This window comes from Rhodopirellula sp. JB055 (genome assembly GCF_043100905.1).
Classification (GTDB): domain Bacteria; phylum Planctomycetota; class Planctomycetia; order Pirellulales; family Pirellulaceae; genus Rhodopirellula.
The window spans coordinates 1-21,898 of sequence record NZ_JBICHO010000344.1 but is presented as its reverse complement, the minus strand read 5'-3'; the positions used below and the strand labels follow the sequence as shown (position 1 = coordinate 21,898).

At 56.8% G+C, this 21,898-nt stretch carries 17 protein-coding genes; 10 read left to right on the top strand and 7 right to left on the bottom strand.

Annotated elements, in window-relative coordinates:
- Positions 1-179 precede the first annotated feature (179 nt).
- The 5 genes from ACF8AM_RS13675 to ACF8AM_RS13655 all read left to right on the top strand — a co-directional run bounded on the left by ACF8AM_RS13675 (position 180) and on the right by ACF8AM_RS13655 (position 4,724).
- Positions 180-1,283, top strand: coding sequence for a type III polyketide synthase (locus ACF8AM_RS13675; RefSeq protein ID WP_392556165.1), 1,104 nt, complete (start codon positions 180-182; stop codon positions 1,281-1,283).
- Positions 1,284-1,354: 71 nt separating this feature from the next.
- A complete protein-coding gene (locus ACF8AM_RS13670) occupies positions 1,355-2,218 on the top strand; it encodes a fumarylacetoacetate hydrolase family protein (RefSeq protein ID WP_392556164.1) in 864 nt (287 codons plus the stop codon).
- On the top strand, positions 2,205-3,155 hold the full coding sequence (locus ACF8AM_RS13665; protein WP_392556163.1) for a hypothetical protein: 951 nt from the start codon (positions 2,205-2,207) through the stop codon (positions 3,153-3,155). Before ACF8AM_RS13670 ends, ACF8AM_RS13665 begins: the two co-directional genes overlap by 14 nt.
- Before the next feature lie 20 nt (positions 3,156-3,175).
- Positions 3,176-3,889 (top strand): class I SAM-dependent methyltransferase, encoded by a 714-nt coding sequence (locus tag ACF8AM_RS13660; protein ID WP_392556162.1) that lies wholly within the window; start codon positions 3,176-3,178, stop codon positions 3,887-3,889.
- Positions 3,876-4,724 carry a hypothetical protein gene (locus ACF8AM_RS13655; protein ID WP_392556167.1) on the top strand — a complete coding sequence of 283 codons (849 nt, stop codon included), beginning with the start codon at positions 3,876-3,878 and terminating at the stop codon, positions 4,722-4,724. Before ACF8AM_RS13660 ends, ACF8AM_RS13655 begins: the two co-directional genes overlap by 14 nt.
- 281 nt (positions 4,725-5,005) lie before the next feature.
- On the opposite strand, the gene ACF8AM_RS13650 is transcribed toward ACF8AM_RS13655, so the two are convergent.
- The gene (locus tag ACF8AM_RS13650) at positions 5,006-6,844 is read right to left on the bottom strand and encodes an AAA family ATPase (RefSeq protein WP_392556161.1); all 1,839 of its coding nucleotides are present in this window, start codon (positions 6,842-6,844) and stop codon (positions 5,006-5,008) included.
- A 198-nt stretch (positions 6,845-7,042) separates the two neighbouring features.
- On the opposite strand from ACF8AM_RS13650, the gene gyrA reads away from it, so the two are divergent.
- A complete protein-coding gene (gyrA, locus tag ACF8AM_RS13645; RefSeq protein ID WP_392556160.1) occupies positions 7,043-9,961 on the top strand; it encodes a DNA gyrase subunit A in 2,919 nt (972 codons plus the stop codon).
- A gap of 89 nt (positions 9,962-10,050) precedes the next feature.
- On the opposite strand, the gene ACF8AM_RS13640 is transcribed toward gyrA, so the two are convergent.
- Complete coding sequence (locus ACF8AM_RS13640) at positions 10,051-10,335, bottom strand: acylphosphatase (protein ID WP_392556159.1); 285 nt, start codon at positions 10,333-10,335, stop codon at positions 10,051-10,053.
- 151 nt (positions 10,336-10,486) lie between these two features.
- Between ACF8AM_RS13640 and ACF8AM_RS13635 the strand changes: the two genes are divergently transcribed.
- The gene (locus tag ACF8AM_RS13635) at positions 10,487-11,392 is read left to right on the top strand and encodes an alkaline phosphatase family protein (protein WP_392556166.1); all 906 of its coding nucleotides are present in this window, start codon (positions 10,487-10,489) and stop codon (positions 11,390-11,392) included.
- On the opposite strand, the gene ACF8AM_RS13630 is transcribed toward ACF8AM_RS13635, so the two are convergent.
- The 4 genes from ACF8AM_RS13630 to ACF8AM_RS13615 form a co-directional block, all read right to left on the bottom strand.
- On the bottom strand, positions 11,393-13,255 hold the full coding sequence (locus ACF8AM_RS13630; RefSeq protein ID WP_392556158.1) for an alkaline phosphatase D family protein: 1,863 nt from the start codon (positions 13,253-13,255) through the stop codon (positions 11,393-11,395).
- Between the two features lie 76 nt (positions 13,256-13,331).
- Entirely contained in the window at positions 13,332-14,327 is a 996-nt protein-coding gene (locus tag ACF8AM_RS13625) for a cation diffusion facilitator family transporter (RefSeq protein ID WP_392556157.1), read from the bottom strand.
- A 23-nt stretch (positions 14,328-14,350) separates the two neighbouring features.
- Entirely contained in the window at positions 14,351-15,235 is an 885-nt protein-coding gene (locus ACF8AM_RS13620) for a ZIP family metal transporter (protein ID WP_392556156.1), read from the bottom strand.
- A gap of 40 nt (positions 15,236-15,275) precedes the next feature.
- The gene (locus ACF8AM_RS13615) at positions 15,276-16,847 is read right to left on the bottom strand and encodes an ABC transporter permease (RefSeq protein ID WP_392556155.1); all 1,572 of its coding nucleotides are present in this window, start codon (positions 16,845-16,847) and stop codon (positions 15,276-15,278) included.
- Between the two features lie 95 nt (positions 16,848-16,942).
- Between ACF8AM_RS13615 and ACF8AM_RS13610 the strand changes: the two genes are divergently transcribed.
- Together ACF8AM_RS13610 and ACF8AM_RS13605 are read left to right on the top strand one after the other, a co-directional pair.
- Positions 16,943-18,649: an ABC1 kinase family protein gene (locus ACF8AM_RS13610; RefSeq protein ID WP_392556154.1), complete on the top strand. Its 1,707-nt coding sequence runs from the start codon at positions 16,943-16,945 to the stop codon at positions 18,647-18,649.
- 335 nt (positions 18,650-18,984) lie between these two features.
- The gene (locus ACF8AM_RS13605; protein WP_392556153.1) at positions 18,985-20,085 is read left to right on the top strand and encodes a hypothetical protein; all 1,101 of its coding nucleotides are present in this window, start codon (positions 18,985-18,987) and stop codon (positions 20,083-20,085) included.
- A gap of 135 nt (positions 20,086-20,220) precedes the next feature.
- Here the strand turns inward: ACF8AM_RS13605 and ACF8AM_RS13600 are convergent, their stop codons facing one another.
- Positions 20,221-20,670 (bottom strand): nucleoside deaminase, encoded by a 450-nt coding sequence (locus ACF8AM_RS13600; protein WP_392556152.1) that lies wholly within the window; start codon positions 20,668-20,670, stop codon positions 20,221-20,223.
- Between the two features lie 150 nt (positions 20,671-20,820).
- On the opposite strand from ACF8AM_RS13600, the gene ACF8AM_RS13595 reads away from it, so the two are divergent.
- The gene (locus ACF8AM_RS13595; protein WP_392556151.1) at positions 20,821-21,750 is read left to right on the top strand and encodes an alpha/beta hydrolase; all 930 of its coding nucleotides are present in this window, start codon (positions 20,821-20,823) and stop codon (positions 21,748-21,750) included.
- Positions 21,751-21,898: the final 148 nt, after the last annotated feature.

Sequence of the window (21,898 nt, the reverse complement as noted above, 5' to 3'; positions counted from 1 at the left end):
GGAATGGTTCGATATCGTCCCGTTCGCTGGTTTGCGTCCAACGGTCTACGACGTGCACACTGGTTGGCGATTCCTTTCACACGCAGTCTCGCAAACGGTCCTCGTTTCGACACAACGTCCCCTCTCCACCGCGCTGCCTCGGGCTTCGCGGACGCTTCTCTTCGGACTCACGTCTCTTCATGACTGCCCAGATTCTTTCCATCGCGACGGCTCATCCTACCAATCAAGCCGACCTCGCTTTTTCGACTCTCTGCGCCCAGAGCATGTCCTGCGAGGATGAAAAACAGGCTCTGAAACTGGCCAAACTTTATCGCCGGACCGGTGTCGACACACGTGGCAGTGTGCTGGTTGAAAAGGGCGATGCTGGCGAACTGACCCAGTCGTTCTATCCGCCGCTCGTCGATGGGGAGGATCGCGGTCCGACGATGGCTACGCGAAACGAACGCTTTGCTGCTGAAGCACCGGCGCTGGCATGCCAAGCGGGGCAGGGGGCGCTGGATGGCAGCGGGGTCTCACCCGATGATGTCACACATGTCGTCACCGTCACTTGCACTGGATTCACCGCACCGGGAATCGATGTGCATTTGATCGACCACCTTGGTTTGCCAAGTACGACTCAGCGAATCCAAGTGGGATTCATGGGATGCCATGGATTGGTCAATGCTTTGCGCACGGCACGCGGTTTGGTTGCGGCTGATTCGGATGCGGTGGTGTTGATCGTTTGCATCGAACTTTGCAGCCTGCATTACCAGTACGGCTACGACGCTCAGCGGATTGTTTCGGGATCGTTGTTCGCGGATGGTTCTGCTGGTTTGATTGTCGCAGGGGATGACTGTCCCAAATCGGCTGTTGAGTCACCGTTGGGAGAAATCCTTGCGGTGGGATCCTGCCTGATTCGCGACAGTCACGATGCCATGACGTGGCGAATTGGTGACAATGGTTTCATCATGACTCTGGAAGCCAGCGTGCCAGGATTCATTGAAAAGAACCTTCGTGAGTTTCTGGTCCCTTGGTTGGCAAAATCAGGATTGGATTTGGATTCGATCGGTGGTTGGGCGGTTCACCCCGGCGGTGTTCGGATATTGCAGTCCGTCGAAACCGCATTGGAACTGTCCTCGGATGCGCTCGACGTTTCTCGCGAAGTGTTGCGGGAGCACGGCAACATGTCGTCGGCAACTCTTGGCTTCGTGTTGCAAAAGTTCCAGCAGCGAGACGTGCCGGGGCCTTGGCTGATGCTTGGGTTTGGACCGGGGCTCGAAATTGAGGTCGCGGTCGTTCGCTGAGTTTCGAGTTGTGGATGCCTTTCTCTCCTTGAGGTCTTCTGACGGGGCGTGGGGGCAGTTATCTTGTCGTCATGAATATCACCAAGTGCATTGATTCGTCGGGCCAAATTCGCGTCGCTTTGGTCGAAGCGGACAGCCTGATCCCACTTCAGATGACCGCGGAATTGCCCTCGCTTGCTGCGATTTTGGCGGCGGAGAATCCGAAGGCCGCGGCGGCGTCCTTGGACCGTGATCCGCCGATTGCGATCGATGATTCGACGCAGTGGTTGCCTCCCATCGACCAGCAAGAAGTCTGGGCCGCCGGGGTGACCTACAAACGCAGCCAAACGGCTCGGATGGAAGAGTCCGAAGCCGCCGCGTCGTGTTACGATCAGGTTTACAACGCGGATCGGCCGGAGATTTTTTTCAAAGCCACACCGTCACGTGTCAGCGGTCACCTTCAACCGCTCCGCATTCGTGTGGATGCGAAATGGAATGTGCCGGAACCCGAAATCACGTTGGTGCTCAGTCCCCAGTTGAAGATCGTTGGATTGACGGTGGGCAACGACATGAGTTCGCGGGACATTGAAGGCGAGAACCCTTTGTACTTGCCGCAAGCGAAATGTTACGACCAATGCGCTGGGCTGGGGCCGTGGATCACGTTGATGGATGAGCTGCCTTCGCTCGAAGCCATCACCGTGGATTTGAAAATCGTTCGAGATGGAAACGTTGTCTTCGATCAATCCACTTCCGCGGCAGAGATGGCCCGGAAGTTTGATGAATTGGTTCAGTGGCTGGGACGCGACAACACGATGGCGGAGGGAGCGTTCTTGATGACCGGGACTGGGATCGTTCCGACCAGCGATTTCACGCTGCTGCCCGATGACGTTGTGAACATCACCATCGGTGGTGTGGGCACGTTGTCCAATCGGATTGTGCAAGGTGCAGGGAACTGAACCCAGCCGACGATCGATCGCAACGCCTGCGATACATCTGTCATCGGTGACTCTGAGTGAGCGATTGCCGTGGACGTGTTGGTTGAATGTGTTGTCGCTCGATGCGGTCTTGGTGGCTCTGCTTTGGCAGTTCGTGTTTCTGGTTGGGTTCTGTGATCGAATGCCTCGCTGGCACGAGTCGTTTGTGCTCGGTGCTGTTGTTTGGCTGATCTACGTCGCCGATCGGTTGCTTGATGGATCTCGATTGGATCTGTCACGGCCACATTTGGTTCGCCACCGAATGCACCATCAGCACGCGAAAATTTGGGTGTTGGTTTGGACCGTTGTTCTGATGGCGGCTTGTTCGGTCGTGGTGGTTTGGATGGACACGGCCGTGATTCGGATGGGGCTGTTGGTTGCCGCATTGGTTTTGTCTTACGGCGGCGGTGTGCATTTCTGGCCGGGACGTTCCACCGTACGTCATGTTTTCGCGAAAGAGGTTCAGGTCGGTGTGATCTTTGCGGCGGGGGTCAGTTTGATCGCGTGGTTGGAGGTCCCGAGTTTTTCCTTGGCGTTGGCATGTGTCATGTCAGCGATTTTGTTCACTGCGAATTGTTGGGCGGTTGCTGAACGTGAATCGGTGGCGGATCAAAACTACGACGCGAGTCGTTCAGTGAGCCCGCGGCGTGAGATGGTGGCAACCTTGGGGGTGACCTGTCTGGCAGGGGCCAGCGGATTTGTAGGATGGTTGCCTTGGTTGGTGGTCGTTTGTTTGATGGGAGGTTCGTTGGCATTGTTTGCGACAATGTGTTGGTGGCGACGGCAGGGCAGGGGGCTGTGTGAGTGGAATCGTTGGTCGGTATCAGGGGATGTGCGGCGGCCTTGGTTTGACCGTTTGGTCCCCATGGCGGATTGGTCGCTGATGGTATCGCCAGTGATCTGCTGGGTGATTCTTTGAGTGATTCTTTGAGTGATTCTTTGAGTGATTCTGTACGAGGCTACGACCGACTGGCTCGGTGGTATGGGGTCTTGGAAAAGCCGGTCTTTCGCAAGGACCTGCAATTGGCTCGGGTGGCTTTGTTGTCGGAGTTGCCGCCAGTGGATCGGATCTTGATGCTGGGTGATGGCGATGGACGTTTGCTTGCCGAGGTCTTGCGGACGCAACCAAGTGCTCGTGTTACCAGCGTCGAACAAAGCCCCAGGATGCGACGACTTCAGAAGCGACGCGTGACGCAGTTGGGTGCGGAGGATCGGGTGCGTTTGGTTTGTCAGGACGCGAGGCAATGGACTGCGGGTGGCGAGACGTTTGCATGTGTCATCGCTCCGTTCTTCTTGGACTGCTTTACTGAATCGGAGTTGGAGTGCCATCTGCCGCAGTGGATGGCCTTGGTCGAACCAGGAGGCTGGTTTTATCACGTCGACTTCGTCGTGCCTGCGGCGGGATGGCGGCGTCTGCGAGCGACCTTTTGGAGTGCCGTGATGCATCGGTTTTTCAAGTGGCAAACGGGACTCACCGTGCGAGAGTTGGTTCCGGTGGAAGCGTTTTTTGACGGTGCCGATTGGGTGATTCAACAAACTCAAACGCTCAATCATGGTTTTGTCCAGTCGCGTTTGTATCGGCGGAATGGATTGCCACTTGCGACTTTGGGGCACAGCCCCGACGATACGCGACCGCCGGTTGGCGGGATGTGATTCCTTTTCACTTTCGAAACGCTTTGTTTTTGCCGGAAATCGGCTCAGTTTTATGAATGATTCCACCCTGGATCCTCCTGGTTCTATCGTTGTGATCGGCACCACGGAGATGGGGATCGAAGCGGCTTTGTATGGTCGTTTCCTCGGATACGACGTGACCCTGGTTGGTGGCGCGGATGTTTGGGCGGATCGTCCGAAGGCCGACGAATCGGTCAAGCGAATCGGCCCGACTTTTCGAGGCGATTGGTTCGACCGGCATTGGTTGGACGGGCGTGAGTTGGCCGATTGTTGGGACGTTGATTCGCCGATGTTGCCGGATCGAAGTCTGTCGCCTCTGGCGTTCAATGCGATTTCGGCCCAGCGTGGTGATGAGATTCCCGCGGCCTTGCCGGTGACGATTGGCGAGTGGATTCAAGACGGCTTGCTCGCGGTGACTCGGTCGGACTTGTTGCGAGGTCGGGTGTGGCCGGACGTGATGGTGACTTCGGTGGAAACCGTGGAGGTGGTTGACGAGCCCGATGAAGAGGAGAGCGGCGATGATCCACCGGATGGTTCGATCCCGCCTGATTACCTGTTGCACTATCAGAACGTTGGCGAAGCGGATGACAACGCACCTGAATCGCAGCAATGTGAATGTGTGATTGTGGCCGGGTTGCCGGGGAGTGCTTGGGGGTTCAGCAAGCCCGCTTCGGATGAGTATTGGTTTGAGCTGACAGAGCCAGAGGCCAGCGATGCGGAAGAGATGTTGCGGGAAGGCCTCCGCCAAATCGCGGCCATCTTTTCGCAACTGATGGGACGCGAAGAGTTGGATTTGTATCGCCCGCTTCGAGGTTGATTGGTCGCAGATGGTTGCTTTTCTTCCTGACAAGCACCGGCAAAACGACCCGTCTCCCCTCTCGCCGAAGGAGTTTGTGCCGTTTTTAAACGCTGTGTTGCCAGGCGTTTATCATCACCCTTCCAAAAGGAGGGTGAAATAAAACTGCACGACCTCGCAGCGGGAGGGGGCGGAAAGCGAGATTTCTGCGAGATTTCCGGGGGAGCGGTCCAGGCCGGTGTCGAAACGGCTCGCATGAAGAATCGAAGGTCGGCTCAATCAACGGTTCATCACGCGGCGGGTCATGCTTTGGATTGGATGTCCTGCTCGGGTTGCGGTTCGGCGGGGGCTTTCATGTCGATCACCGGGCTGCCCCACTGGACTTCCATCGGTTCGCTGCATGAATTGCAGTTGGTGGTTGTGCCCATCAGGGTATCTTCGATCACCTGGGGCGTGTCGCAGTGCGGGCAAGTGACTCGGATCATGCCGCTTGGTTCGGTCATCGCGTCAAGCTGAGCGTCCGTCAGGTCTGGGATCTCAATGTCAGAAGGCTGGAGCGTTGTCAGCAATTCACGCGTGACTTCCATGGAACCTGCGATGCGGTTTGCGAGACGGCGGACGCTGCGTTCGAAGGAGTTGCGAGACGTTCGGCCGTTGCCAAAGTGTCGATCACGATTGAAGTAGAGATGTGTGAAGCCGCGAAGCAATCGCCGGCGGCTTTGGGTGGGAATCACGTACTGGGCTTTCGCGGCGATCAGTTCAAAGATCCGGCACAGGGCCTCGGGATCGTAATCGTCGAAGTGCATCGTGGTGCCGACCCGCGAACTCAGTCCCGGGTTGCTGCGGATCATCTTGGTCATCTCTTTGGGGTATCCCGCTAGGATCACGACCAAGCGATCGCGTTGATCTTCCATTCGTTTCAGCAGGGTTTGGATCGCTTCGCGGCCGTATTGGTCTTGGCCGCTTTCGTCGATCAGCGTGTAGGCTTCATCAATGAAAAGCACGCCATCAAGTGCTTCGTCGATCTTGGCGTTGGTCTTGGGCCCGGTTTGGCCAGCGTACTCCGCGACCAAGCCGCTGCGATCGGTTTCTATCAAGTGGCCTTTTTCGAGCACGCCCAGTCCACCGTAGATCTCCGCGATGATTCGCGCGACGGTGGTTTTGCCGGTTCCGGGGTTGCCAACGAAGGCCATGTGCAGGCTGGGTTGGGTCGTGGGCAAACCGGCTTGTTCGCGATGGCGTTCCATTGCGAGGAAATTTGCCAGGGTTTGGATTTGATTCTTGATCGCGTCCAGTCCGATCAAGCGATCCAGTTTGGCTCGTGCGTCGGCCAAGCGTTCTTCGGCGGTTCGTTCGTCGACTTCGGCCGGTTCCTCGGGCTCCGGTTGAATTGGCGGGGCGGAAGCGGGGGAGCCACCTCCGGCGTGCGTCGGCGTGGGCTGGTTGGCGGCATCGTGGCCGGTTCCTTCTCGCAGTCGTTTGGCTTCGGAACGCAACCACGAAATCGCTTCGCGAGCGTTGTCCAGATCGGCCTGGTGGTCCACCGTAGGTGACGCGGCGGCGATCGTCGGTGCGGTCACGCTGGTAGGTGATTTGGCGACGTGCTTGGCGTTTTCGAGTCCGTCGAGCATGGATTGCAGATGAGCGCGTTCGGCGCTGCTGTCATCCCCGTCGACCATCGCGATCAAGTGTGCCATGCGAGTCGCGGTGGTGATGACTTCGCCCCATCGATCGCGAAGCGAGGGCAGTTCGAGGAATGGCCGTGTGACTTCGTACCACGAGAAACCCTCGGCAGTGGTGATCAACCAGTCGATCGCTTCGTGCAGTTTGCTGCCTTGGACGGTTTCGCCCCAAACGTGTTCCAGCAGGATGCGGCCGAGTTGGCGTTGTTCGAGGTTGCGGGCGGTGCTGGCGGGCACCATGGTCGCGAAAACTTTCATCACGAACCCCTCGTGAAGGTCGTCCATTTGTTGTGGGAGGTTGTGATTGCCGGCCGGTTCGGGGGCGTCGGATCCCGCCAACCAGCCGTAGCTGCCTTCGGCGATTTCGCCCGATTCAACGAAGAGAGCCTGCGTTTGTTGCAGGGCTTCGCGATACAGCCGGATGGATTGCAGGATCGCGTCGTCACTGGGGGAACTCATGGGCGGAATCCGAAGGGGACAAGGGGATCAAAAAGACCGTCGTAAGTATTTGAAAAACAATGGCTTGCGTCAATGTTCAGAAAGCCTCGCGGCGTTGTGAAAAACGCGTGAACGAGGTAAAATGGGCATTCCAATTTTGGGTCTTCGGATCAAGGATCCGTGCTGGCCCGCTTCCCCCGTGATATACGAGCAAATCCCTTGGCTGAAGACGGCGAAAATCAGGAACCAGGCGACGAAAACGCGGGTGAAGTGAATGGACCCGCCGATGACAACGGCGGTCAAGAGAACGGGGCGGGTGGCGCGGATGCGACCGCTGGTGGTGGCGCGCAGGATCCACCGGGCTCAGGCAGCCCTCCTGGCGGTGCGGAACCACCGTCTGGCGACGGTTCGGAAGGCAGCCCTGACCCTCACGGGGGCCATGGTGCGCTCCGGATGGTCGATCTGCCTATCGAAGATGAGCTTCGTGAGAGCTATTTGACGTACGCGATGAGCGTGATCGTCAGTCGAGCTTTGCCCGATGTGCGGGACGGTTTGAAACCGTCTCAGCGTCGGATTTTGGTCGCCATGAATGACTTGAACCTTGGCCCAGGTAGCAAGCGAGTCAAATGTGCGAAGATCTCCGGTGACACCTCGGGGAACTATCACCCTCACGGTGAAAGTGTGATTTATCCGACGCTGGTTCGGATGGCACAAGAATGGAACATGCGATGTTTGTTGATCGACAAACAGGGGAACTTCGGAAGCGTCGCGGGTTTGCCTCCCGCTGCGATGCGATACACAGAAGCCCGCATGGCCAGTGTCGCCGCGGCGATGTTGGAAGATCTCAAACTTGATACCGTCGACTACATTCCGACGTACGATGAAGCGAGAACCGAACCAACGGTCTTGCCCAGCAAGTTCCCCAACTTGCTGATCAACGGTTCCGGCGGGATTGCCGTCGGGATGGCGACCAGCATTCCGCCGCACAACCCAACGGAAGTTTGCGATGCGCTGATCAAGCTGATTGAAGAGCCGGACACTTCGATCGACGAATTGTGCGAGATCATTCCTGGTCCTGACTTCCCAACCGGCGGCATCATTTGCGGTCGCGCTGGCGTGCGTCGCGGGTACAAGACGGGGCGAAGCACGATGGTCGTGCGGGCTCGTTGCCAAATCGAAGAGATGAAAGGCAACCGCCATCGCATCGTGATCACCGAGATCCCGTACCAGCAATATCGCGACCGGATCATTGAGAAGATCGCGGCGCTCGTGAACGGAGACCGGATCAAAGGGATCTCCGGAATTCGCGATGAAAGCGATCTGAAAGAACCCGTTCGATTGGTGGTCGAACTGAAACGTGGTGAGGATCCCGATGTGATCTTGAACCAACTGTATCAGTTCTCACCGCTGCAAGACACGTTCTCGCTGATCTTCTTGGCGCTTGTCGATGGCAAGCCTCGTGAGTTGACGCTGAAGGAGATGCTGGCGGAGTTCCTGCGTCACCGCGTGACCGTGATTCGTCGCCGAACGCAATTCTTGTTAGCTCGTGCACGTCGTCGCAAACACACCGTCGAAGGTTTGCTGCTGGCACTCGCCAACATCGATGAGATCATTCAAACGATTCGCACCAGCCGCACTCAACCCGAAGCCAAAGAGCGTTTGATGGGCATCGCGTGCCCCGCATCGATGATGCAGCGGGCGCTTGGCGATGAAGGTTTCAAGCAGTTCCAACTGGAACGCGGTGAAGCGGATTCGTACACACTGACCAGCGTCCAATCCGACGAAATCCTTCGCATGCGTTTGGGCCAACTGGTCAACCTGGAACAAGAGAAGCTGTCCGGTGAGCATGCTGAACTGCTGAAGGAAATCATCGATTACATCGATATCCTCGGCAGCCCAAGCCGAATCAACGGCATCATCAAAGAAGACCTCGAAGAGATGAAGCGTCGCTTTGGCGACAAACGCCGAACCGAGATCAGCCACGAAGAACTTGGCAACATCGACCTGGAAGATTTGATCACGGAAGAGACGATGGTCGTGTCCATCAGTCACCGCGGTTACATCAAACGCACACCGACCAGTGTTTACAACACGCAGCGTCGTGGCGGCAAAGGCATGAAGGGTGCCAAGAGCGATAACGAAGATCCAATCGAACACTTGTTCGTCGCCAGCACCCACGCTTATCTGTTGTTCTTCACAACATCCGGAAAAGTTCGTTGGCAAAAGGTTTATGACATCCCGCAGTTGGCTCGCGACGCCAAAGGCCGCGCGATTGTGAACTTGTTGCAGATGGAAGAAGGCGAACAGATTGCGGAGTGCTTGGCCGTTCGTGATTTCAACCAGCCCGGTCACAGCATCGTGATGACAACCAAAGGGGGATTGGTCAAGAAAACACCGCTGGAACAATACAGCCGTCCCAAACGTGGTGGCATCATTGCGATCAAGCTTCGCGAAGGCGATGAATTGGTAGACGCCGCGGTGGTTGGACCCGGGGAAGAGATCATCATGGTCACCGCAGATGGCATGGCGATCCGTTTCCGAGAATCCGATTCACGCCCAATGGGACGCAACACGTCCGGCGTGAAGGGAATCTCCTTGGTCGGTGACGACGCGGTGGTTGGGATGGTGGTCACTGATCCCGAGGCCACTTTGCTGACCGTTTGCAAGAACGGCTACGGAAAGCGAACGCCGTTTGGGCCTAACTTGGCGGATGCGGGTGGTGAAACAGACGACGCAGCGGACAACGGAGATGATGAAAACTCATCGTCCAGCAGTTCGGCTCGTTACCGCACGCAGAAACGCGGTGGCAAAGGTCTGCGTGACATCAAAACCAGTGAACGCAATGGCAAGGTGATCGGCATCGCTCGCGTCAACGATGAAGACGAGCTGTTCTTGATGACCGCGAAAGGAAAGTTGCAACGGATCAGCGCTGGCGACATCAGTGTCATCGGTCGCAACACGCAAGGTGTTCGTATCATGAACGTGGATGACGGCGATGAGTTGATTGCGGTCGTTCGTGTTCCTGCCGAAGAAGGGGCAGAAGAAGGTGCCGCCGAAGCCACTGCGTCAGCCGACTTAGCCGCCAAAACGGATGCCGCTCCTGAAGCAGATGCTGGCTCTGACGCTGCTCCAGAATGACGTCGGTCAGGTCTCGCCTGACACTCGTCGATGCACTGCAATGAAGCGAAACGCCAGGTCTTGGAGGCCTGGCGTTTTGTATTTATTTCTCAATAACGAATGGAGAAGTTTTTGCGATCCGGCAGCGGTTCGCGGTCATCGACCAATGCCTCGTTGATCTTTCTTTCCATCGAGCTGCTGATCCGCCGAAGCAGCTCATTCAGGTCTTTTGCGGGCCCTTGCACGTCGAGAAGGACGTCCCCATCGGGTTCGTTGCGGACGAAGCCCTTCACGTTCAGGCCACGGCCTTGGTGAATTGCGTTGGCTCGGAATCCCACTCCCTGCACGTTGCCTCGATAACGAACGATCTTCCTGGTTTGTTTGGTTGCATTCATTGGATTATGGTGTCGGCCACTTTCAATTTCGACAATGCAGATCACACCACACGGTCGGTATATGAGTTGGTTTCATTTGAATTTGGTTGGCGTTGTCTGGGTTTGTTTGGCATCAACGGTTGCATCGAACGCAAATGCGCGTGAACCCAAGGTGTTGACAATTGGCATTGATGGTTTGAGGCGAGACGCATTCGTCGCCGCCAAGACACCTCACCTGGATTCGCTTGTCGCTGACGGCACGTTGTGTCTGGAAACACGGGTGACGTCGGATGATGTTACTGACAGTGACACCGTCAGTGGACCGGGCTGGACGACCTTTCTGACGGGCGTGTGGGCGGATCGGCACGGCGTGCTCGACAATTCTTTCAAAGGACGCGATGCAAAGGCGGCGCCGCACGGTTTTGCTTTGGCAAAACAAGTCAAACCCAGCATCAGAACGGCTTCGTTCCTTTGTTGGACTCCCCTCCGAACTCACGTGACAACGGATGCGGACATCGATGTCGTGGTTACGCCCGGCAAGAACGCCTCGGCCTCAACTGTTTGGAAGGCAGCGGATCAGTCACTGGCTTGGTCGGCGGTCCCTGTTTTGCGAAACGATGACTTGGATTGGGCGTTTATCTACTTCGGTTCGACGGACGAGACTGGCCACTCGTACGGGTTTCATCCAAGCGTCCCGCCATACGTCGCTGCGATTGAGAACGTTGACCGGATGGTGGGAGAACTGCTGGAAGCGGTCCAGCAACGAGAGACCTACGCCGAGGAAGATTGGTTGGTTCTGGTGAGCACCGACCATGGTGGCGAAGGGACCGGCCACGGCGGCGGTCGCGAAAATCCGAATGTCTTCACGGCCCCCATGATCGTCAGCGGGGCTGCTGCGATGAAGGGACAGCCGATCCAACGTGCGGAAGGGGCCGCACCACCAGCGACGGTGGATTTGGTCACCGTCGCGTTGACTCATTTGCAGGTGCCGATCAACCCGGAATGGAAGCTTGCCGGAAGCGTGGACGGATGGTTGCAACCAGCGTCCACGACTGCCGAAGCGATTTCCGAGCAGTGATCATTCTCGCGGCAAAGAGACGGACTCGGCATAAGCCAGTTCGCCCGTCCAGCCGTCGTAGTACTGGAACACCACCTGCGGATGTGGGTAGGCGACCAAACGCTTGTCGCCTTGTTTGACCGGCATGTTGAAAACATTGTTGACCTGCACCACGCAAAAGTGCGGGTACAGGCGTTCCAAGCGTGGCAGGTCGGCCAGCACATAGCTGCTCCATCGGATGTCGCACTCACGGGGCCCGAACTGAAATCGCCCCGTCGCAGGGCGGTCGCTCTCGTCGAGTTCCGGCACGTGATTGACGCTGTTGTGTGGGCCGCAGCAGAATTCCCACACATTGTCGGTCACGCGAATCGCGAAGCTGTTGTGCAGGTCGCCGGTCATCACGAAAACTTGTTTGTCCATCTTATCCCAAGTGTCGATCAACATCTCTCGTTCGTCGAGAAAGCCGGTCCAGGCTTCTTCTTTGTTGGCTTCGTCGGCTTCGAAACCACCGGCGCCGCTGTGTGGGATCATCATCGGGACGCTTGAAATCAAGAAAGTGAATTTCGCGTCGCTGGCATTCATTTCACGCAGCAGCCATTCGCGTTGATGTTTGCCCAGCATCGAAACACCTGGTTTGTCACGCTGCGAAACATCGTGCATGTCGCGGTCGCCACGAGTGTCGAGCAAAAAGAAGTCGCAGTTGGAGACACTGAACTTTCCGTAGCTGCGTTGCCCGATGGAGTAGCTGACTTGGCCGTCCGCTTTGGCGGGCATGTGAAGCCGGACGGTGTGTTCATCCACCACCTCAACGATGTCATAGACGTACGAGTTGACTTCTCCATCGTCGGTGTCGTAGACCATGTCGTTGACGCCTGCCGTATCGGTTCCCCAGTGGACGTGCAGGTTCAGCATTTCGTTCAGCGGTAACTGTCGAAAGTTGGTCTGGCGGTCGACCAGCAAGTCGCTGCCGGCGGTCAACTTCGCCGTGCCAACATGCAATCTTTGTTTGGATTCGAACGGGTTGGCCCAGCCGAGGTAGTCGTTCCAGGCGTAAGTTCCAATGTCACGAAAGACGGTTCGGCGGTGGCGTTTGCCCGCTTCGGAAGCTCCCCAGATGTCATTGACCAATTCATGGTCATCGAAGGTGAACAATGATGGCACGTTGCGATGCCACGTCGATAAGGCGTGATTGCGAGTGAGGTACAGTTTGTAGTTCTCCCACACGCCGGTCACCGTCGGCATGGTTTTCACCACCTGAGGGAGTTCCATGATGCCCTGCGTGAGTCGCCACGCTTCGGCCGGGTACTCACGAAGTTCTTCGTACAACCAGTCCCCATTCATGATGTGGAAGTGAACTTTGTCCGACCAATCTTGATTGAGATGTTTGTAGGTGGGGCTGTCGTGGCCGATCCCGTGCAGCGGGTTTTGGTTGGCACAGGAACCGATTTGGAATCGGAAATTGAACAGTCCGTCGGGGTTGTGTTCTGAAACGGATCCTGATTGATCCGGGAGTGTTCGGAACGTGCCCGGTTCGCCTTGCGGGCGATCGTTGACATAGATGCGGTAGTGGTACCGTGTGTCAGGTTCAAGATCTTTCAGAGTTGTGACGCCCGTGTTGTCATGCTCGATGCGGGTGAGGCCTGGTTCGCTGATGTGGTCCGACAAATCCCCACCATGGTTTTCGGGTGGGCGAGTTCCATAGTGGACGGTGAATTCGCCCGGGTCAGATGTGCGAGCCCAGACGGCGAGGCTGGTAGCGGAAGGCTGGCCCAGCATGGGGCCGTGGGTCATGCGATTGGGATCGCGCTGGGCAAAGCAGGTGGAAGAACCAAGGGAATGGATCGCAAGTGCGAGAGCGAGCACGGGCAAGGGGAAACGCGTCATGGGGCGACTTGGGTTGATGGGGCAGTGGGGACATGGGGGTTCCCAGTGTACCTGCCGGACGAAGTCCCGGTGTTTTCTACAGGCAATCACCGTCGATCAGATTGCCGTCGGAATCGTGGCAGTCGGACGCGCCGGAAAATTCAAATTCGAGCGTGGAGTGGCGGATGTTGTGTTCGTCGGTCAAGTACGTTTTGATGAGGCGTTTGATGTGCTCGAGGTCTTCGTAGCGAGTCGGTTCGATGACCACGTGAGCTTCCAGTGCCCGATGCGATTCGTCCAGTTCCCAAAGGTGCACGTGGTGGATTCCGGACACGCCATCGATCTTGCTGAGGTCAGCAAGCATCTCGTCAAAGTGGAAGTTGGCAGGGGCTCCTTCCATCAAAATGCGAGTTGCTTCGGGAAGCATCTGCCAAACTTGGTAGAGGATGTAGGCCGCGATCAACAGCGTCAGCAACGCGTCCACCCACAGCCAGTCCAGGTAGATGACGGCTGCTGCTCCGATCAAAACGGCAACGCTGCCAGCGGCGTCCACCAAGTTGTGAATGAAAGCGGCTCGCACGTTCAAAGAGCCTTTGCTCATTGCCCACAGCAGAAGGGCGGTGCCAATGTCGACGATCAGTGCGATCGCGGCTGCAACCGCCATCAGCCAACCGACGATCGGTTGCGGGGCGAAGAACCGATGGATGGCTTCGTAGATCAAGTAGCAACCGACAACGGCCAACAGCGTGAGGTTGATGGTGGCTCCAATCAATTCGGCTCGGCGGTAGCCAAACGTGTACCTTTGGTTAGCCTTTTTGCGAGCGATTCGCCGAGCGATGTAGGCAATCAGCAGTGAGTTAGCATCGCTGAAATTGTGTGCTGCGTCGGACAGCAGTGCGACACTGCCTGAGAAAATTCCCGCGACCACCTGAGCGACTGTTAGGAATTGGTTCAGCAACACTGACCAGAGCAATCTTGCGTCGCTGACCGAGTCAAACTGGCCTGCGGAGGTCAACCCATGATGGTGCAAGGTCCCACTATGATCGGATTCATTCGCTGAATCGCTGGAGTGGTCGTGGTGGCAGCTTCCCATGGGAATGGTTCTGGGCAGGTGGATTAGGGGGTCTCACTCGCAACGTTGTCGCTGTGGAGAGTCGGTGTGGGGTGTCCGAGCGGGAGCATCGAGTGGCTGTGGCCGGGCAGGCTTTCGATCCCCACTGCCAAAGCAACACCCAGTAGCAATGCAGTGGTGAGTTTGAGCCGATCGTGGTCGTGAAAAGCAACTTCAGGAAGCAGGTCAGAGAGTGAGATGCAGATGAAGAACCCAGCCGAGAGTGCAAGTCCCCATCCGAGCAACACTTCGGTGTTGCCAAACTGAGTGGCACCAAAGTAGAACGCAATCGCGCCGAGGGGGCAGGCCGTCGCAAAGGTCAGATTCACCACGGTTCGCTGAGCTGAGCTCCAACCGCCTTTGCTCATGACGGACGTGATCGCAAAGGCGTCGAGTGGTTTATGAAGTGCCACGGCGAGGAACGTGCCCAGACCAGCGAGTCCCAGCCATGGCGAATGTTGCGACTCCGCAGCGATGCTGGCGGCCAACGCGACGCCGTCCATCAACGTGTGCAGGCCCAGGCCAAACAGCATGCCGAGCCAGCCGAGCGGTCTGTTGCTGACGCGTTTGGCATTGGAGTGGGCATGCTCGTGATCATGCGGCTCTCCATGCCCGTGAACGTGCGTGTGGAACGTTCGAAGCAGAATGAACATCGCGAGGATGCCAACCAAGACTCCTGCACAAGCTTGAGATGCGGAGCTGACTTTGTGCAGTGAATGCGGCAGCAGGTGCAGCAGCGCGATGCCTAGCATCAAGCCTGCTACAAAGCTCATCAAGAGCTGGGTGCGAAGGTGGGTCATCCGAATCAAGGTTGGCAACCAACCACCGCAGACCGAGGCCGTGATGATCAGCACACAGTACACCGCGAGCAGAGATTCGGGGACAAACAAGGCAGTTGTCGAAGCGGGGGCACGGACGCGGTGAAACGTTTCAATCTACGCCTTTGCTTGAACGACGCAAGTGGAGTCTCATGGACAGGATCGCTCCGCAGAGCAGGATCACCATCCCTGTGTGAACCAGCGCCAACGACGCTTCCTGATATCGGGCTCCGCTGTGCAGCAATCCAAACAGTCGGGTACCTGTTGTGGTCACACCGGGGGGCAATACCGGCATCGCGGCTGGCACGTCGCCCGCCGAAACGATCGCCACCGCCAGTGCGGCAACACCCAATCCGTGTCTCAGCAAAGGGACCTCCAGGTGCCACCATCGCCAAGTGACCGAGCCATCCATTTGCCCGGATTGCCAAGTAGCATCATCAATGCCGTCGTAGGCATTTCGAAGAATCGCATAAGCGACCAGAGTGCTTCGCACGCCAACCGCGATCAGGGTCGGCACCAACGTGTGCGTCGCGAGCCGATCCAGTCCCGCGAATGGCAGTCGGAAAAAAGCCGCGACTGTCATTCCAATGACCGGGCCAGGCACGAGGAACAGCATCGTTCCCAAAACATCGATGACGAATCCAACCGGCTTGGATGAGCGTGCCAGACGTGCAAGTCCCATCGCGATTGGCAGTGATAGGATGACGGAGAAAAGAGCGAGCTGAATGGTCCAGGCGAGCTCTTCGCCAAAGAGCCGGGGAGCTTCGGCGATTGCCCGGAGGGATGCTTGCCAGTGGAAGGTCGCTTGCCGTTGGCCGTCCACCACTTCGACCGCGTGACCGGTTTGAATGATCAACCCGGCAAGCGGAAGGATCAACAACAACGTGCAAAAGGCCACGGCGGCCATGGCCATCAAGCGAACTCCACCGGATGCTGTGTCTGTCACTGTTGTTGACGCATCGACTGGATCAGCATCCCAGTTGGACGCGACTTTCCATCGACGACGCTGCAACCAAAACCAAAGTGCGGCTGGAATTCCACCGACCAACATCGGGACCAACGTCGACACCAGCACCGACGTGGTGTTGGGATCCACGGAGTAAAATAAGTAGAACTGATCCGCGACGGTTCGGACGCTGTGCAAATCCGCGACGCTCATTTCGGTCGACGCGAGCACCATCACGCCGACGGCTGACGCGACGATCCAAGGCATCGCGATCGGCAATTTGACTCGCCACCAACTCTGGGTGGGTGAGAAATCCAATGCGGCCTGTTGAATGGCGACGGGAGCAATTCGGCGCGTCGCCCAAACGGTAGCCAATGACACCAGCGCGACGCCGTGCATGCCATGAATCCATCCAACCCAACCCAGGTTGCCTCCTGTCATGGTTGTGACCAACCACCCAAATTTACCGGCGGTGGATTCCCAGGCTGCTGCTAACAAGATCAGCGGCATTGCCAAAGTCGCGAACGCGAAGAAGGTCCAGGTGCGGACCAGCCAATGGTTTGGTCGTAATTGGCTGACAAAAAACGCCGTCGGCACTCCGATCAAAACCGCGATCCCGGCTGACACCAGCATCAGCTCGATCGTGGTCACGATGGCGGTTGCCCAATCGTCGGCAAATGTCGGATCGGGGGCTGAAAATCCAGGCGGAACCAACGCTGCGAGCGGAATATTGGGCATAAAGGGAAGTTTTTCGGGGCCGAAAATTCGTCCTGCTCGACGATTTGCCAAGCCTGCGATCACAATGGAGCGACCAACCACCTCCACGGAAACTCATGAAGCTGACATCGATCCCCCAGTTGTACCGCAATCTGCGCCGAGGACGCGAGATCCTGAGGGTGCTGCGCCGGTACGGGTTGGCAGATTGGATCAGCCGCGCTCGTCGGTTGCCGCTGCAGAACTGGATCAAAGATCGCTCGGGCGTTCCGCTGACCCAGTACACACGGTCGCAACGCATTCGGATGGCAATCACCGAGTTGGGACCGACATTTATCAAAGTCGGCCAAGTCCTCGCGGCTCGCCCTGACCTTGTCGGCAACGAAATCGCGGAAGAGCTCAAACTGCTTCGCAATGAGGTTTCGCCCGACAGCATGGAAGTCGTCGAAGCAACGTTGTCCGAAGAACTGGGCAGGAACTTTCGAAAACACTTCCGGCACATCGAACCGGTGCCGCTTGCAACCGCCTCGATCGGACAAGTCCACCGTGCTGAGTTGATGGACGGACAGCGAGTGGTGTTGAAGGTGCAGCGTCGCGGCATCGAGAAAATGATGCGCGAGGACCTCGATGTTCTCGAAGGCTTGGCGCAGTGGGCCGATCACGTGGAAGCACTGGCCATTTGGGGACCTTCGGACATGGTCCGGCAATTGATGCCGATGATCCTTCGAGAACTCGACTTCAACCGTGAACGCAGCAACCTCAAACAGTTCGCTCAGCTTCTTGAGTCGGACAAAGCTGAGATCGTCATTCCGTCCGTGCTGGACCAGCTCTGCACGCGACGTGTCTTGGTGATGGAAGAAATGGTCGGTGAACCGCTGGCCAAAATTTTCGAACGAGACGACAGCCAGATCGCTGACGAGCCCACCGAGATGACTCGCGCGGACCTGCCACCTGAGTTGGGCCGGACACTGGCTCGAACGTATTTGCGAATGGTGTTCGAGGACGGATTTTTCCACGCCGATCCGCACCCTGGCAACTTGTTCTGTTTGCGAGACGGTCGCTTGGCGATTCTCGACTTCGGGATGACGGGACGCATCGATGAAGCGATGCGAGAGTCGATCGAAGAAATGTTGGCCGCGATCAACGCAGGCGACAGTCGACGACTGACGCGTTTGATCCGTCGAGTGGGCAACCCACGAGTGGACTTGGACCAGTCCGCGTTAGAGATCGACGTGGCTGATTTCATCGACACCTACGGCCGTCAATCACTTGATCGTTTTGATCTTGCCGGGGCGTTGAATCAACTCAGCGAGATTCTTCACCGGCACGGGATTGGGCTTCCCAATCAATCTGCGTTGCTGTTGAAAATGTTGATTTCGCTCGAGGGAACGTTGCGGGAGATCGGCGTCGACTTCGATTCGCTGGACATTGTCCGCTCTTATCTCCGCCGCGTGATGATTCGCCGATTGACTCCGGCACGGCGTCTGCGCCAAGCTCGCCGGATCTATCTGGAGAGCGAAGCGTTCATGGAAAACGCGCCGGAACAGTTGTTGTCGCTCATGAATCAAGCTCGGTTGGGGCAATTGCAAGTTCGCTTGGAACCCAAACGCTTTGCCCCGGTGGTCAACCGCTTGGTGGTGGGGCTGATGACGAGCGCGGTGTTCTTGGGTTCCGCGTTGATGCTGTCCTACGAGGTTTCTCCGGTTCTGTTCCCCGATCAGCCAATGTTTGGGATCCAACGAGTCAGCCTGCTCGGCCTGGTCGGATTGATCGCCAGTTTCAGCGTGATGGTCGCTCTGTGCCTCGCGATTTTGCGAAGCGAATAGACGCGCTGCTTCACAAAAATGGGACTCCGCAAAGTTTTCGCGAAGAATCTCGAAGCGTTGGGCTCTAAGAAGGACTCCCCGAAACCCGCTAGGACCGCCCCCTTTGGGGCTTTGCAATCTTGGTCTGGGCATAACCCAGGGCGTTGCCCTGGGCTGGCATAGGGCTGTCCCGTTGGGACGAAGTCGTGAAACAAAACCTGCGAAAGTTGAATCCGCTGCAACAACAACTTTTTGAAGCCTAGGCGAACGACAAACGGCTTACTTACCCAAAGATTCCTGACTACCTGCTTCGGTTAAGAAATACCACCCACCAACATTCGACTCAAGGCGAACAGATGAAGACAAAGAAACACCGCGGTTCATTCATGCTTCGGTTGATGGTCTTTGGGTTCAGCGTCGCGGTCGGTTTGCTGGCCTTTTGGTTGCTCGGTTACATCGTTCGCGACATCGATCGTGCGAAAGGGCCGAACTACAACCAAATGTTGGACGAGGGCTTGCCCCAAGAATTGCAGGACGAGCGGCAATTGCTGGCGGCTCAATTGGTGGAATTACCCCAGCAAATCGGTGCTACCGAACGACGTCGAAAACTGACACCGAAAACGACTCGGGATTCGCAGCAGACAATCAATCAACTGCTGGAACTCAAACGCAACGCGGATGAGAATGCGACGACATTGAGCGATGACCAACAATCGGCGCTCACGGATAGTTTGCAATTGTTTTTGGCCAATCAGAGTCAAACACAAACGCTGAATGCCGAGTTGTCTGATCTCAACGATCAGTTGGATGAGGTTCAGGAGAAGCAGCGAGAGAACGAGGGAGCCATCACGCGCGCCAGTCGTCCGATTGCGGACGAGTATGAGACGCTTGCGGAGCAGCATCAATGGAAGTTGGCGGCGTACAAGCTTGCGCTGTTGATTCCGATGTTGATTCTCTGCAGTTGGATGTTCGTGCGTCACGCCGGTGGCACCTACGCGATGCTGGTGTATGCCATCAGCGGTGCGGTGGCCGCTCGGGTTCTGCTGGTGATGCACGATCACTTTCCTGCGATCTATTTCAAGTACATTTTGATCTTGTTGTCACTGGCCATTGCAACAGGAGTCTTGGTGCGGTTACTGAGGTTGATTGCTAAACCGAGTCGGGATTGGTTGCTGCGACAGTACCGGGAAGCCTACGCACATTTCTTCTGCCCAATATGCGACTACCCGATCCAGCGTGGCCCACTGAAATTCGCGGTGTGGACGCGGCGGAGTTTGAAGAAACGCACTCCCGTCACGGTCGATGGCGATGCGGCCACATTTGACCAACCTTACACCTGCCCCTGTTGCGAAACGACGCTCTTTCACGCCTGTCAGAAATGCGGTGGAGTCCGCCACTCGCTTTTGCCCGCCTGTGAGAAATGTGGGGCAGGCACGGTGGAAGAACAAGAAGCCTAGCGGTCTGTCACGACTTGTTTTCTACTTAGTGAACGAGGCGAGAGTCCTGAACCTGGCGTCAAACCCAAGGACTCGTCGCCTCGTCCACTACAATCACTCTCACTTTCAACTTTGATAAACCACTTAGGCTTGAGATCAGTCTTCAGTTGGCAGGCCGATATCTTCATTCCAAAGTGTCGGGTTGTCTTGGATGAAGCTTCGCATCAGCTCGATGCAATCGGGGTCTTGGATAACTTGTAAGTCAACGCCGCGGCTGCGAACGTAGGATTCCGGTCCTTGGAACGTTTGGTTCTCACCCACGATGATTCGCGGGATCTTGTAAAGCAGGGCAGCACCGCTGCACATGTCGCACGGCGACAAAGTTGAATACAGCGTCGACCGTGAGTAGTCGTCGGCGGTCAGTCGGCCGGCACGTTCCAAGCAATCCATTTCGGCATGCAAGATCGCACTGCCACTTTGGATGCGTCGGTTGTGGCCACGCGAAACGATTTCATGGTCGATCACCAGGACGGAGCCGATCGGGATCCCGTTTTCTTGGAGACCGAGGCGTGCTTCATCGAGGGCAGCTTGCAGGAACGGATCCATCTTTGGGGCGTTTCGTTATGGCTTGGGAAGAAAGGGAATAACGACATCTCCGTGAGGGGCGTCCTCCGGAATAGTATAGTGATGCTTCCCCACAAAATTCCTGCCTCGAGAAAATTGCCCATGCGCCGCGTCATTTGTTTGATTGCCTGCTTGTCATTGTTCACTGAAAATTCGTTGTTCGCGGAATCGCCCGCGAAGCCAGTTCAAAGCAAAGCGGCATCAGAATCAACTGGAAAACGATCGCCTAAGAAAGCGAAGAAGAAGCCGGCCCCGTTTGCTTGGGTGAACCCGATTCCGAGGAATCGACAACACCCCTCGCTTCAGCACGGCACGTTCCAAAGCCCGTCATTGAACCGAGAGGTTGGGTACGCAATTTTGTTGCCGCCTGGATATTCCGATGGCCAGTCAGCGAAGCGGTTCCCTGTCGTCTACTACCTTCACGGTGGTCGTCCGGGCAGTGAAGCGAAGTCTCTTGCACTGGTCCCGTTGCTTCACTCCGCGATGGAATCAGGGAAGGTTCCGGGGATGATTTATGTGTTCGTCAATGGCGGCCCGGTCAGTCACTACAACATCCCAGGCGAACCAACCAAGCAGGGTGCGGACGTGTTCATCAAAGAGCTGATCCCGCACATCGATTCGACCTATCGCACAATCGCAGACCGTGAACACCGCGGAATCGAAGGGTTCTCACAGGGCGGACGCGGGACGATGCGATTGTCGCTGCGGTACCCAAATCTGTTTTGCAGTGCAGCGGCGGGTGGTGGCGGTTATGAAACCGAACGCAAGATCAGCGAGTCGGGGGGCCGCGAGTCAGCGACGCTTGTTTTTGCGGAAGGCGACAACGCTTGGGATTTGGCACGAGCCTATTCCACAACGAAGACGCCCAAGGTTGATTGGATGATTTACGTTGGGACCAAAGGTTTCAACTACCAGAACAACCTGGAGTACATGAAGTTTCTGACATCACTCGGCATTCCTTTTGAACGCATCGTTGTTCCAGAGGTTCCTCACTCGGGATTGAAAATCTACGAGCAACGTTGCGTGGAGATCATGCAATTCCACGCCGCGAATTTTCGTTGAGTCGAATGGCAACCGAGCGGGCGGGACGCTCCCGAGAATTGAACCAGTCTAGCAAATACGACTCCAGGTGTTCGCGGAGCGACGCTTTTGAGTCGCGGAGCGACGACAGTTGGCAACATGACGTAGGCCAGGTTTCACCTGGCACCGA

Bases quoted from the DNA above. Each gene is read 5' to 3' on its own strand.
- ACF8AM_RS13675 (WP_392556165.1), top strand. From the start codon at position 180: ATGACTGCCCAGATTCTTTCCATCGCGACGGCTCATCCTACCAATCAA.
- ACF8AM_RS13670 (WP_392556164.1), top strand. From the start codon at position 1,355: ATGAATATCACCAAGTGCATTGATTCGTCGGGCCAAATTCGCGTCGCT.
- ACF8AM_RS13650 (WP_392556161.1), bottom strand. From the start codon at position 6,844: ATGAGTTCCCCCAGTGACGACGCGATCCTGCAATCCATCCGGCTGTAT.
- ACF8AM_RS13640 (WP_392556159.1), bottom strand. From the start codon at position 10,335: ATGAATGCAACCAAACAAACCAGGAAGATCGTTCGTTATCGAGGCAAC.
- ACF8AM_RS13630 (WP_392556158.1), bottom strand. From the start codon at position 13,255: ATGACGCGTTTCCCCTTGCCCGTGCTCGCTCTCGCACTTGCGATCCAT.
- ACF8AM_RS13625 (WP_392556157.1), bottom strand. From the start codon at position 14,327: ATGGGAAGCTGCCACCACGACCACTCCAGCGATTCAGCGAATGAATCC.
- ACF8AM_RS13615 (WP_392556155.1), bottom strand. From the start codon at position 16,847: ATGCCCAATATTCCGCTCGCAGCGTTGGTTCCGCCTGGATTTTCAGCC.
- ACF8AM_RS13610 (WP_392556154.1), top strand. From the start codon at position 16,943: ATGAAGCTGACATCGATCCCCCAGTTGTACCGCAATCTGCGCCGAGGA.
- ACF8AM_RS13605 (WP_392556153.1), top strand. From the start codon at position 18,985: ATGAAGACAAAGAAACACCGCGGTTCATTCATGCTTCGGTTGATGGTC.
- ACF8AM_RS13600 (WP_392556152.1), bottom strand. From the start codon at position 20,670: ATGGATCCGTTCCTGCAAGCTGCCCTCGATGAAGCACGCCTCGGTCTC.